The 13,539-nt window shown below is 41.0% G+C and carries 12 protein-coding genes; 10 read left to right on the plus strand and 2 right to left on the minus strand.

The features are described 5' to 3' along the window. The coding region (locus UYI_RS31710) for a hypothetical protein (RefSeq protein ID WP_016864902.1) at positions 1-330 on the plus strand (330 nt) is incomplete at its 5' end. A gap of 178 nt (positions 331-508) precedes the next feature. Further along, positions 509-1,372 (plus strand): DUF6671 family protein, encoded by an 864-nt coding sequence (locus tag UYI_RS0101375; protein WP_016864903.1) that lies wholly within the window; start codon positions 509-511, stop codon positions 1,370-1,372. A 214-nt stretch (positions 1,373-1,586) separates the two neighbouring features. On the opposite strand, the gene UYI_RS0101380 is transcribed toward UYI_RS0101375, so the two are convergent. Next, on the minus strand, positions 1,587-2,198 hold the full coding sequence (locus UYI_RS0101380) for a nitroreductase family protein (protein WP_016864904.1): 612 nt from the start codon (positions 2,196-2,198) through the stop codon (positions 1,587-1,589). 89 nt (positions 2,199-2,287) lie between these two features. On the opposite strand from UYI_RS0101380, the gene UYI_RS0101385 reads away from it, so the two are divergent. Both UYI_RS0101385 and UYI_RS0101390 read left to right on the plus strand, forming a co-directional pair. Further along, on the plus strand, positions 2,288-5,050 hold the full coding sequence (locus UYI_RS0101385) for a two-partner secretion domain-containing protein (RefSeq protein ID WP_016864905.1): 2,763 nt from the start codon (positions 2,288-2,290) through the stop codon (positions 5,048-5,050). Positions 5,051-5,263: 213 nt separating this feature from the next. Next, positions 5,264-6,070, plus strand: coding sequence for an aldo/keto reductase (locus tag UYI_RS0101390; RefSeq protein WP_026085684.1), 807 nt, complete (start codon positions 5,264-5,266; stop codon positions 6,068-6,070). Between the two features lie 4 nt (positions 6,071-6,074). Here the strand turns inward: UYI_RS0101390 and UYI_RS0101395 are convergent, their stop codons facing one another. After that, positions 6,075-6,491 (minus strand): COG3650 family protein, encoded by a 417-nt coding sequence (locus UYI_RS0101395; RefSeq protein WP_016864907.1) that lies wholly within the window; start codon positions 6,489-6,491, stop codon positions 6,075-6,077. Between the two features lie 143 nt (positions 6,492-6,634). Between UYI_RS0101395 and UYI_RS0101400 the strand changes: the two genes are divergently transcribed. The 6 genes from UYI_RS0101400 to UYI_RS0101425 all read left to right on the plus strand — a co-directional run bounded on the left by UYI_RS0101400 (position 6,635) and on the right by UYI_RS0101425 (position 13,439). After that, positions 6,635-7,126 carry a hypothetical protein gene (locus UYI_RS0101400; protein ID WP_016864908.1) on the plus strand — a complete coding sequence of 164 codons (492 nt, stop codon included), beginning with the start codon at positions 6,635-6,637 and terminating at the stop codon, positions 7,124-7,126. 665 nt (positions 7,127-7,791) lie between these two features. Then, complete coding sequence (locus tag UYI_RS0101405) at positions 7,792-8,064, plus strand: GlsB/YeaQ/YmgE family stress response membrane protein (RefSeq protein ID WP_016864909.1); 273 nt, start codon at positions 7,792-7,794, stop codon at positions 8,062-8,064. 414 nt (positions 8,065-8,478) lie between these two features. After that, a complete protein-coding gene (locus tag UYI_RS0101410; RefSeq protein WP_016864910.1) occupies positions 8,479-10,122 on the plus strand; it encodes an ABC1 kinase family protein in 1,644 nt (547 codons plus the stop codon). Between the two features lie 141 nt (positions 10,123-10,263). Beyond that, complete coding sequence (locus UYI_RS0101415) at positions 10,264-11,250, plus strand: ABC transporter ATP-binding protein (RefSeq protein ID WP_016864911.1); 987 nt, start codon at positions 10,264-10,266, stop codon at positions 11,248-11,250. Between the two features lie 75 nt (positions 11,251-11,325). Continuing rightward, on the plus strand, positions 11,326-12,114 hold the full coding sequence (locus UYI_RS0101420; protein WP_016864912.1) for an ABC transporter permease: 789 nt from the start codon (positions 11,326-11,328) through the stop codon (positions 12,112-12,114). 284 nt (positions 12,115-12,398) lie between these two features. After that, positions 12,399-13,439: an HlyD family secretion protein gene (locus UYI_RS0101425; protein ID WP_016864913.1), complete on the plus strand. Its 1,041-nt coding sequence runs from the start codon at positions 12,399-12,401 to the stop codon at positions 13,437-13,439. Positions 13,440-13,539 lie beyond the last annotated feature (100 nt).

Raw genomic sequence — 13,539 nt, forward strand, 5'->3', positions numbered from 1 at the left:
TCAGCACCTTTTGTTTTAGGTGTTGCAGTTCCCCAAGCTTTGCGAATTTTTGATCCAGATGTACCAGGGTGGTTTGGCTGGTTTTCGTTGTTGGGTGTTGTGTGGATTTATATTGTGCAGTTCCGGCTGTATAAAACAGTTAATGAATTATATCGGCAAGCTGGGATGAAGGAACCACTGGTAATTTGGTGGTTGTTTGTACCTGGTTTGAATTTAATTGTTGGTTTAAGACAAATTCATTTTTTGACTCAGTTTTGGGCAAAGAAACAGGGGATTACTGTTGATGATGTTCTGGCTGATAGTATTCCTTTACTTTCAGCAAATACGTAAATTTGGTGGGAGTTAAGGCGATGAGAAAAATAATTTTTTATATTATCGAACACAGATGAACACAGATGAACACGGATAGATTTTCCGTTGGAGTCTGAGTGGTAATTGGTGATGTTTTCATGTTCTAGGGTGCGTTGATGCATGGTGACGCACCTTGGTTGTCGTCATGAGGTAGACAATGTTAAAGCAGTCATTATTTACGGATAGAATTGCTGTACTTGCTACTAAGCATCAAAAGGAAAGGGTAATTGCTCCTATTTTGGAAGCAGAATTAGGAATTAAGGTAGTAGTGCCGGAGGAATTTGATACTGATGTTTTTGGTACGTTTACCAGAGAAGTGAAACGCCCCGGTACTCAAATTGAAGCTGCGAGATTGAAAGCCAAAAAAGCTTTGGAATTAACTGGTGAAAGTTTAGCGCTCGCTAGTGAAGGTAGTTTTGGCCCTCACCCTGAAATTCCTTTTATTTCTAGCAATCGCGAAGTTGTCATTTTATTGGATGAAATACATAATTTAGAAATTATTGGTGAAGAATTATCTGTTAACACTAATCATAATCATTTAGTTGTGGAGAGTGTTGAGCAAGCTTTCCAATTTGCTCAGAAAGTTGGTTTTCCTGAACATGGTTTAGTGGTCATGTTTGACGAATTACCAAAGGATAAAACTGAAGTAATTAAAGGAATTACTTCAGAAGAAAAATTAATAGAAGCTGTAAATTTTGTTTTGAAAAATTCACCCACTGGCAAAGCACATATAGAGACAGATATGCGGGCAATGCATAACCCTACACGCATGAAAAATATTGAAAAAGCCACGCGTGACTTATTAAGAAAAATTAATAGCTGCTGCCCAAAATGTTCTATGCCTGGTTTTGAAATTACAAAAAGAATTAGGGGGTTGCCCTGCGCCTTGTGCTACATGCCAACTTCTCTAACTCGCGCAGTCATATATCAATGCCAAAAATGTGGTTTTACTCAAGAAGAAGTATCTCCACATGGCAATGAATACGCAGATCCAGTGAATTGTAATTACTGCAATCCTTAAATGATTTAGGAATGTTATTAGCAAATCCTTTGTAGAGACGCGTAGCAAGATCCTACAGTGTAATTTTGTGTCTCTACATAGTAGAGAATACGCATCACTCACGATGAATGATGCCTAATTGTTACACGTTACGCCATCTGTGTAGAAGCCGCTTTTTAGTCTGGGATCGATTTTAACCGGATAATAGTGGCTTTACGAATGCGATCACCATTTATTACGAGTCCGGCGAAATCACAGGCGAAGTGTTTCCCCAACTACCGGTAAACACAAACGTTTCTAATGGCTTGCGCTGACGGGGAGCAAACTCACGCTGTTGGTATTTTTCGGGTAGTGCTTCCGGTTCACCTGGATACCCAATTGCGATCGCTGCTACTGGTTCATAGCCTTCTGGGATATTGTATAACTCCCGCGCCTTCGACACATCAAATCCTGCCATTTGGTGGATGAACAAACCAACAGAAGTTGCTTCAATTGCCAGACTGCAAGCTGCTGCACCCACATCGTGAAATGCATGACGGTTTTCAGTGTGATTTTTCTCAAAGTAAAGCTTTGCTACCGACAGCATCAAGACAGGTGCATGTTGCGCCCAGACTTGATTTCCTTCTGCTAGACAACTAAGCAGACGCTGGAATTCTTCAGGATTGTCTTGAGTCGCTACGATGAAGTGCCAAGGCTGTTCATTATAGGAAGAAGCAGCCCAGCGCGCAGCTTCTAGTAAACTACAAAGCTTTTCTTTTTCTACTTGCTGTTGAGAAAATGCCAGAGGACTCCAACGTTGTTTTAGCAACTGATGAATTGGATATTGGGAATTAGCAGGCTTTTCCATATTGAACTATCCTGAATCCATATCTTTGACTCTGATATCCTAGATAGTACTCAATACTGATACTACTGCTATGGAGCTAGGGAGAGAAAATGACTGGTTTTGAGAGTAGTCGTTTGAATCAGTTTTTGGGTATAGCGATCGCTATTACCCATATTTTCTCTGCAAATTATGCCCTTGCTCAAATTACTGGCGATCGCACTTTACCAAACAACTCTAACGTTACCAAAGAGGGTAACACCTTCAACATCACAGGTGGAAGCCAAGCAGGTAGCAACTTATTCCATAGTTTTCAAGAATTTTCCATTCCCACAGGTGACACGGCTTTCTTTAACAATGCTACGGATATTCAAAATATTCTCACCCGGGTAACAGGTGAATCTGTTTCTAATATTAATGGCTTAATCAAAGCTAACGGTACAGCTAATCTGTTTTTGATTAATCCCAATGGCATTATCTTTGGTGAGAATGCGCGGTTAAATATAGGTGGCTCATTTTTGGCGAGTACAGCCAGTAGCTTTAAATTTGCTGACGGGACAAACTTTGGTGCTACTCCAAATAACACTAATACACCTTTGCTAACTGTTAACTTACCAATTGGTTTGCAATACGGCAGCAATACCGGAAATATTCAAGTACAGGCTTCTAATTTAGAAGTATCTCCTGGCAAAACCCTTGCGCTGGTTGGTGGTAACGTCCAACTTAATGCTGGAAAATTATTAGCCCCTGGTGGTCGAATTGAGTTGGCAGGTGTGGTAGAAAATAATACTATCGAGTTAAGTTCTAACGGTTCTCAATTCGGTTTAAATTTTCCTAATGATGGGCAAAGAAAAGACGTAAATCTGAGCAATAGCGCCCAAGTCAGTGTTATCGCTGCTGGTGGTGGTAGCATTGCCATCAATGCCCGTAACTTGAATATGTCGGGAGCAAGTACGGTGCAGGCGGGTATAGAGTCGGGGAAAGGTTCTGTAGACTCCAGAGCGTTTGATATTGATATAAATACCACAGAGGCAGTGAATGTAGATGCTGGCAGTGTAATTTCTAACACAGTACAAACAAAGGCTGTCGGCAACAGTGGTAACATCAACATTACTACTGGATCACTGACTTTAACCAGTAATGGTCAAGTCAGAACTACCACCTCTGGCCAGGGAAACGCAGGTGAGATCAATATATTTGCCCGTGATACGGTTCTTTTTGATCGTATGCGTAGTGATGGTTCCACTGGTGCATACACCACCGTAGAACCACGTGCAGTGGGTGATGGTGGTGATATCAATATCACCACGGGGTCACTTTTTGTCAAGAATGCTGCCGCAGTCCTGGCTAGAAGCCAGGGGCAGGGAGATGCAGGTGCGATCAATATCTCTGCCCGCGATGTCGTTTCCTTTGACGGTGTAAGTTTTAACCTAGCAAACATCAGCGGGGCGGCTAGTTCTGTAGGGTCAACAGAGGTAGCAAATGCTATCGGTAATGGTAGCACTATCACCATCACCACCGGGTCACTTTTTGTAACTAATGGCGCTCGACTGATTGCCAACACCTTTGGACTTGGCAATGCAGGTAATATAAATATCCAAGCTCGCGATCGCGTCGTGTTTGATGGTTTTGGTTTAAATGGCTACTCTAGTGGGGCAGTCACCAACGTAGAATCAACAGGTGAAGGCAAGGGCGGCAGTGTCAATATCACCACTAGGTCACTGAGTATCAGAAATGGTGCTGTCTTAGGTGCAAGAACTCGTGGTAGAGGAGATGGGGGTAACATCATCCTGAATGTCGAAAAATTAGAAGCTATCAACGGTGGACAAGTTTTTACTACCAGCTTTAGTAGTGGTAAGGCAGGTAACATTACCTTGAATGTTACTGACAGTGTTACTCTGGCTGGTACAGACCCTACTTATTTTGCTCGGCGTGACAGGTATACTCCAGTTATAGTTCCCAATGTAGGTCCTACCAGTGGGCTGTTTGCCAATACCTCTGATACTTCCACAGGTCAGGGAGGAGAATTAATAATTAATACTGGCAAGTTAAATATCCGAGATCAGGCACAGGTAACAGTTAGTAGTGCTGGATCGGGAGTAGCAGGTTCCTTAAAAATTGATGCTGACTCAATTCGTCTTTTGGATCAAGCCAAAATTAGCGCAGATACTAAAGGCGGTGCAGGTAATATCACGCTGCGATCGCGTGACCTCATATTAGGTAACAACAGCAGTATTACTACCAATGCTACAGGCAGTAATATTATCGGTGGTAACATTAATATTGATACTGATGTGCTTGCTGCTTTTGCCAATAGTGATATCAGTGCTAACTCTGATCAATTTTTTGGTGGTCGAGTAATTATCAATACCCAAGGACTTTTTGGTACACAGTTCCGACAGTCACCAACCCCAGACAGCGACATTACCGCCACAGGAGCAAGTCCAGAGCTAAGTGGTACAGTACAAATCAATACACCTGATGTTGATCCTAGTCAGGGATTAGTAGAACTGCACGTCAATCTTGTTGACGCCTCACAGAAAATTGCCACTGGTTGCAACGGAAATCAACAGCAAAGAAGGGGGTCATTTATTGCCACAGGACGTGGAGGTATATCACCTAGTCCTACACAACCGTTAATGACTGATGAAGTACTGACTAATTGGATATTACTTTCTGAACCAGTCCAGGAGCAGCAACAAAGCCAAAGAACTGACTCTGTAAATAACCTGACTCAGATTGTGGAAGCTCAAGGATGGGAAATCAATACTGATGGTGAAGTAGTTTTAGTTGCTACTGCCCCGACTGCAACGCCCCATAGTTCTTTGTTCTCTCCTATATCTTGTAGTGGTGTGAGTTCAACGACCGTTAATTGAATTCGTGTTGTGACAAAGGTTATATTTTTAATATCGACCACCGATGCACACAGATGGACACAGATGGACGCAGATAAATTTTGGGTTGGTGGTAAAAACTCTGCGAACCTCTGCGCTGACTTTGCGTCCCCACCGAAGCTTTGATCGGAGGAAACCTCCGCTCAAACTTCTCTCTGCGTTTTTATGCAAAGCTGTAAGCTATCCACAAAAGCAATGAAGCTAACAACACAAGTAGGAGAAAAAGCAAGTATTCTCGGTTTAGCAGGACAGCAGCAAATAGATGCTGAGTGTGTATCGGTGGCGTTTGAGGCGGGAATCAATTATTTCTTTTTTTACAATCTAGAGTCGGAAAAGTTTTTGGTTGGATTAAAACCCCTCTTAGCAACCAAGCGCGAACAGGTATTAGTTACAACTGGGAGTGAAGACAGAAATATAGATAGGTTACGCCGTTATCTTGATGCTTGTCGCCAGCAACTGAATATTGATGGTGTAGATGTGTTTTTTTTGGAATATGTTTCTCCTAGTGATGACATCAACCAGGTGCGGATCGCGCTGGATGAACTTCGATCATGGCAGGAGAAGGGACTTGTGCGCTATGTGGGAGTCACTACTCATAACCGAGCGATCGCTTTGGATATGATTGAGGGGTATCAGTGTGAAGTGTTGATGCATCGCTATAATATGGCCCATCGCAAAGTCGAAGAGGATGTTTTACCCGCAGCTCATAGAGTTAGCATTCCTGTAGTAGCATTCACTTGCACCCGCTGGGGGACACTGCTGAAGGGACACCCCAACTGGCAAGGAAAACTACCCACAGCAGCAGATTGTTACCGCTATGTGCTACAAAATCCTGCGATACATCTAGCACTCACTGCTCCAAAAACCAGACAGCAATTAGAGGCAAACCTTACTATTCTACACACTCCTCCACTTTCTGCACAAGAAGTAGCCTGTTGGCAAGAGTATGGCGACTTAATTTATGGTACAGGACAAGATGGGTTTGATACTCAATGGATTTGAAACATCATTTTCTCTCTGCACAACCTTCTAAAACTGTATTACCCAGGATGAGAGTTGCTGAGTAGGGATACTGTTTGTCTGACATGCCATCGCTACAAGCATCTTCTTTTTTGATGATCAGTGTATTGTTAGTTTTGCCCCGCAATCGATACACTCTGAGCAAATCTGTTGGACGCCCTGATGCCTGAAATGGTGTAACGTAGGGAAAGGTGAGTTTGCGATTTTCTGGTGTTGAGTAGACAATTCCATTCTTCTTAGATACTGTCACACTCCAAAATGGTTCCGTACCCCGAGCAATAAACTCTTCTGTGTTAGTAGTATTTTGAGTCAGTATATGATTGCTATGCAATTGGGAAGCAACTGTAATTGTGCTACTACAAACTACAAAAGCAATAATAGAGAAGATTAAGATTTTTTTCATTGAAGAAGAATTTATAAGTTAACTTCTTTATGTATACACAAGCGATCGCACTATTTTCAGACAATTGACACACTGCTGTCATAGCGATCGCTCAAAATATCAGTATAGGAATAATAATAATTTTTGAGTTTCCTTTCTAGGAGATGTTTCACACTTTTTCTCTTCACAAGTCTGTAGATGCTTTGAAAGTTTTGGCGACTGGGGTTGTATCTAGTCTTTTAGCAGTTCAGTTAGCACCCACGATTGCACAACAAGTTGAGCAACCAATTGCACAGCTTGCAGATTCTAGTTCTCCAACTCCCACAGTAGTAACACAACAAGATAACCAACCTACACTCTGGTTAGTAGCGGCGGCTGTAGGTGGTGTAGCAATTGGTGTAGCTTTAAAAGAAAGAGGAAATCGCCAAGGAAGTACTACAGATAGTGGTTCATTTACGGGTCAAAAGGCTGGTATTATTAGCCTTGATCAAGCTAGCCGCAAACTGCAAAAGAGACTTCTGACTCTCTTACATGATGATAGAGAAGCAGCCAAGCGGCTTTTTACTCAAGCACAGTTCAAGTTTCCCAACAAAACAGCCGACTGGTATGCTGATAAGGTTATTTATGACCTTGAACGCGATCGCGGTGGGTTATAAAGCAATACGGTTTAGTTAGAGCCAAAAACCTAATTTTGTGTAGGTTGGGTTTCGTTCCTCAACCAACCCACAATTAATCTCAACTAAACTAAAGTATTAAAATTGACGTTCATTAGGTGGACAACTAAATTATAAACTTCAATTACCTTTCTACCTCTTGAGCAACAAAATCCTCATCAACACTGTAGTTTAATTCTTCAAGTAGAGGTATACAGGTCATTAAAAATGCATATACTGCAATTACCAAGCAAGAAATTTTTTAGCCTCTAGTCTTACAACCGCTAGGGGCTTTTCTTACTTTCTACCCAATTCGATAGATATAGTATTCCTAAATCATTTATAAGAGATAAGATCCCCGACTTCTTGGAGAAGTCGGGGATCTGGGCATTACCATTCTCACAAATCAAATAGGATTGCTATATATCTATCAAAAGGAATGATATATATTTAGGTAATTAGGTAGATACAAAAGCAGCAAAGTTTTTTAAATAGCTTTAAATATTTATTACTTAATAATAAACTTTATTTTTGTACTTACATTTGCTTTCTCTACATTAACTATACCTTGTGGCTATTAATAATTAATTCTACTGACAGATTAAGTGATAAGTCCGCGATTGTTAATGTATACGTGTTACTGAAAAACATTTACCAAATTCACAACAATGAACATTCTTGCTTGGATTGTTTTAGGTCTAATCGCTGGTGCTATTGCCAAAGCTATCTACCCCGGTCATCAAGGTGGCGGCATTTTGGGAACACTCATCTTAGGAATAATTGGTGCTTTTATCGGCGGTAGTTTAGGTGTGTTATTAAGCACGGGAACTTTTACCTTAGCAGCTCCTACTCTCAGCATTCCGGGTGTTATAGTGGCAGTAATCGGCGCACTTATCGCTGTTTTCGTGTGGAACTTGTTAACTCGCCGCAGTACCATCTAGTTAACAAAGCCGTAATCAATTTATAATAAACCTCAGGGAGTTGATTTAACTATTTTTATCCCTGATTTATATAAAAATATGAGCGCTAGCCTGTAGCGGGGCTAGCGCTATTGTTATCTGGGTAATTTGATAGTGGGCAGTATTTCAGTGGTGGGATGTTTTAATATACTCTCCCCGTCGCCTTATCTGAGTGTTAATCTTCCAGTGGGAAGATAGTAGTCTTAGCTTTTGAGATGATTAACTGTTGGAACAACTATACTTGCTGATGCAGAAAGCCACTATAACTTTTTTGTTATTTTGATCAATGTATGGCTATATTACTTTTCCACTCTTTGTTACATTTTTGGCACAAGGTGAGTATAAGTAAACGTCAAACAATTTTTTCCTTCTACTTAATAGCGATTTATTAAAATTATGTTTCTTACTCAAACTGTTCCTCGTCAACGAGAAATCATTGAAGTTCTTTTCCGTAATGGCTGGGACTACATGCGGAGGTTGCTCACAGGCGGTAAAGCTGACGAGCCTCAGTTACCGACACCAGCAGTTTTGAAAAATATCTTGGTAGATTTGGGGCCTGTGTATGTTAAGTTGGGTCAACTACTTTCTACCCGCCCTGACTTACTAAGTGCATCTTATATCGAAGAACTATCAACGCTACAAGATGAAGTCCCACCAGTTTCTTGGTCAGAAGTAGAAGTACTGATTCGTCAACAACTCAAACAGCCTCTAGAGGAAACCTTTACAACAATTAATCCTGTACCAGTAGCAGCTGGTTCTATTGCTCAAACACATCGCGCTACCCTCAAAGATGGTCGAGAAGTTGCTTTGAAAGTGCAACGTCCAGGAATTGATGTTACTGTTGCCAGAGATATTGCTCTGATTCAAGGTATTGCTGATTTAGTAGCGCGTACTGAATTTGGTCAAAGCTACGAGATCAAATCTATCGCCGATGAGTTTATCAAGGCGCTGGAGGCAGAGTTAGATTTTACACGAGAAGCTAGTTATACGGATGAACTACGACAGAATTTATCTGTAAGCCGCTGGTTTGATCCCAATCAAATTGTAGTCGCCAAAATTTATTGGGATTTGACCACACAAAAATTACTAGTAATGGAATGGTTAGATGGCGTACCATTATTGGCGGCTGATTTGAATAACCAAAACGGTAAAACTCCAGCAGTCGAACGCCAAGAAGTTACTAGCTTGTTATTTCGTGCTTTCTTTCAACAGTTGTATATAGACGGATTTTTTCACGCCGATCCGCATCCAGGGAATATTTTCTATCTCAAAGATGGACGCATAGCTCTAATTGACTGCGGTATGATGGGGCGACTCGATCCGCGTACACAGCAGATTTTAACAGAAATGTTACTGGCAATAGTCGATTTAGATGCTCGGCGGTGCGCTCAGTTAACTTTACAGCTAGCAGATTCCGAGGAACCAGTGATTTTGTCTCGTCTGGAAAATGATTATGACCGAATGCTGCGAAAGTACTATAATTTGAGCTTGTCGCAAATGAATTTCAGTCAGATCATTTATGAGCTGCTACAAGTTGCCCGTAATAATAAAATTCGTTTGCCTAGTAATATGGGTTTGTATGCTAAAACCCTAGCGAATTTAGAGGGAGTAGCACGGTTATTCAATCCAGAACTAAATTTTATAGATGAAATTCAACCATTGATTACAGATTTATTCCGTCGTCATCTGTTTGGACAAACACCTGTGCGATCGCTGCTGAGGACAGCTTTGGATCTTAAAACCCTGTCTTTACAATCTCCCCGGCAAATAGAATTTCTGCTAGATAGAGTCACATCAGAGACATTACAGTGGAATTTAAATATACGTGGTCTCGATAGCTTACGCCGTACCACCGATGATGCTGCCAATCGGCTTTCTTTTAGTATCGTAGTAGGTTCACTGATTATGGGAGCAGCAATTATTTCTAGTAATGCAAGAACACCAGAGTTTTCTCTTTTAAGTAATGTGTTATTTGCTACTGCTACTTTGTTGGGTTTGTGGCTGATTATTAGTATTTTGCGATCAGGACGTTTACGATAATTTTTGTTGGTTGTTGATTGTTGTTTGTTGTTTGTTGTTTGGAAATATCAATCAACAACCACCAAGTACTGTAGAGGCGCACAGCTAGCTAGCTGTGCGCCTCTACTAACCAACTATCAACCATCAACTCTCAACCATTTTATGCCAATCATTGAAGCTCAAAATTTGAGCAAAGTTTATCCTGTTGCTGTTAAAGAACCAGGTATTACTGGGACAATTACCCACTTTTTTCGTCGCACCTACCGCCAAATAAAAGCAGTTCAAGATGTTTCCTTTGAAATAGAGGCTGGTGAAGTGGTAGGGTTTTTAGGGCCGAATGGTGCAGGAAAAACCACTACGCTGAAAATGCTGACAGGATTAATTCATCCTTCTAGCGGTTTAGTTAAAGTCGCTGGACATGTCCCGTTTCGTCGCCAAGAGGCATTTTTGCAAAAAATAACCTTAGTAATGGGACAAAAGCAGCAACTAATTTGGGATTTGCCAGCTATAGATTCTCTAAAAATTAACGCTGCTGTTTACAATATTAGCGATCACGAGTTTCGTAAGCGAGTTGGCGAACTCAGCGAAATGCTCTCTCTAGAAGGCAAGCTTAACCAACCAGTACGCAAGCTATCTTTAGGTGAGCGCATGAAAGCAGAAATTTTGGCAGCACTTTTGCACCGTCCCCTGGTGCTGTTTTTAGATGAACCAACTTTAGGACTAGATGTCAATGCTCAGGTGGGAGTGCGCGATTTTTTACGAGAGTATAATCAGCGTTATCAAGCCACAGTATTGTTGACGAGTCACTACATGGCAGATATTACCGCTCTATGTCAACGGGTATTATTAATTCACCAAGGTAAGTTGATGTATGACGGTAGTTTGGATGGACTGTTGGAAAGGTTTGCACCCTATCGAGAGGTGCATGTGGAATTAACACAACCTCTATCAAAACAAAGACTCATGTTCTACGGTGATGTCCAAAAGTTAGACGGAAGGATGGTGTGTTTTATGGTGCAGCAAGAAGAACTGACACGCACCGTCTCGCGGATTTTAGCAGATTTAGATGTGATTGATTTAAAGGTGACTGAACCACCAGTAGAAGAAGTAATTGGTAGAGTATTTCAAGCAGGAGTGGTGAGTAGTTAGTAGATACTGGTTAGTGGTACTTTTTCAAAACTAACTACTAACCACTAACTAATAACTACTAACAATTAACTAATGATGAAAAGACTAATCAAAACAACATTAACTTTTCTGTCTGTGTACTACGCTTATATGGTGGAATACCGAGCAGAACTAATTTTATGGGTGTTAGCTGGTTCTTTACCTATTATCTTGATGGGAGTTTGGATACAAGCTGCTCAAGGCGGACAATTTGGTTTAACACCTGTGGATTTTGCTCGTTACTTTTTGGCTGTTTTTCTTGTCAGACAATTCACAGTTGTATGGGTAATTTGGGAGGTGGAAAGGGAAGTAGTAGAAGGTAAACTTTCTAACCGGTTGTTACAACCAATTGATCCAGTATGGCATCACGTTGCTGCTCATGTTAGTGAAAGAGCTGCCCGTATCCCGTTCGCAATTCTATTAGTAGGGTTGTTTTTTATCCTGTATCCCCAAGCATTTTGGATACCAAGTTTCGGAACTTTGTTATTGTTTAGTTTTGTAGTGGTATTAGCTTTTATTTTGCGCTTCGTTATTCAACACACTTTTTCTATATTTTCCTTTTGGACAGAAAGAGCCAGCGCTATAGAGAATTTCTGGTTTTTGTTCTTTTTATTTTTGTCTGGGATGATTGCCCCTCTAGAGGTTTTTCCGGAACCCGTTAGGGCGGTGGTTCTGTTGACTCCTTTTCCCTATTTAATTGATTTTCCTGCCAGTATTTTGGTAGGGATCCCTGTAAATTTGACACAGGGATTGTTATCAATGGTTGGTTGGATTGTGTTGTTTTCGGGTCTGAATCGTTGGTTATGGCGACAGGGATTGAAGCGCTATTCGGGAATGGGAGCTTGAATTAATATCAGGCGATCGCTTAATACCAACTTTGTATTTTTTTTGATTTAAAATTCTTTACTCTTAAAGCTGTTCCAGATAAATAAAAAATTACACTTATATCAATTAATTTGGTATAAGTTGTTAATCAAGCACTACAGAAATAAATATCAAAGTAAAAAAACAAGGCAAACGCCTATAATAAAATAAACTTCGCTCCTAGCACCTTGTGCCTAAGGGCACTTGTATATTTTTGTCAGTTTTTAATAAGAAATCTTCAATTATTGCTTAAAAGAGGGTGGCTGATGGAACGTTTAGATTCTGTACAACACACACAACAAGCTACAGGATTGGAGGAGCAAAAAACTCCAGTTGTGCAGCAAGAAGTTACAGCTATCACTCCTGCTGCATCAAACGGTAATGTTAAAACAAAAGTACCCCTATCTCGGAGTCGTTTGCTGCCTATAGTGGTAGTAGGAGTAATTTTAGGTGCAGGAGCGATCGCCTCAGGAATTTACGCATACCGTCAATGGCAATATGCTCAAAGATTTCCCCAAACCGATAATGCCTATGTTACCGCAGACATTTATCCTGTTACTTCCCGCATCTCAGGGATAGTCAGCCAAATTGCCGTCAACGAAAACCAAGTAGTTACTCCGGGAACACTGTTAGTAAAACTTGATCCTCAAGATTATCAGGTATCTCTAGCTCAAGCCAAAGCATCTTTAGAGTTAGCCAAACAGCAAGCAGCTTTGGCACAGAAAAAAATTAGGAATGTCCCAGTTTCTGTTTCAGCACCGCAGCTATCTCCGTTAGACAACAATACTCAAGCCAGACAAAATTTGCTCCAAGCACAAGCCACTCAACAAAGAGATATCAACGAACAACAATATAAAACCACATTGGCTACAGTTGCTCAGAAGCAGGCAGAGGTTAAAAAAGCTGAACTTCAGCTATCCTACACCAATATTAATGCTCTAGTTCCTGGAAAAATTGGTAACAAAAATGTCCAAGTAGGACAACGAGTCGAACCTGGTCAAACTCTTTTCACAGTGGTGCAACCAAACCCTTGGGTTATTGGCAACTTTCCAGAGAGCCAGTTAGAAAAGATACAACCAGGACAAAAGGCAGACATTAAAATAGCTGCTTTTCCTAGTCGCACTTTTACAGGTAAAGTAGATAGCATTGCCTTGATGCCACAAAACAATGACACAAATAATTCTGCGCTCACCAACAATGTACGCAGAATTCCTGTAAAAATTACGTTTGAGCCGACGAGTATTAAAGGTTATGAATCGCGAATTACTCCTGGTATGTCAGCAGTTGTGACAGTAATTCCGAACTAATTAAGACCCCGTCCTTAAGGACGGGGACTAACACAAAGCGATCGCTTCTTTCGCTGGCGATCGCTACTGCAATTATGGATTTGAGATTTGCTCTCAATCC

Origin of the sequence: Fischerella muscicola PCC 7414 (assembly GCF_000317205.1) — a bacterium.
Taxonomy (GTDB): Bacteria; Cyanobacteriota; Cyanobacteriia; order Cyanobacteriales; family Nostocaceae; genus Fischerella; species Fischerella muscicola.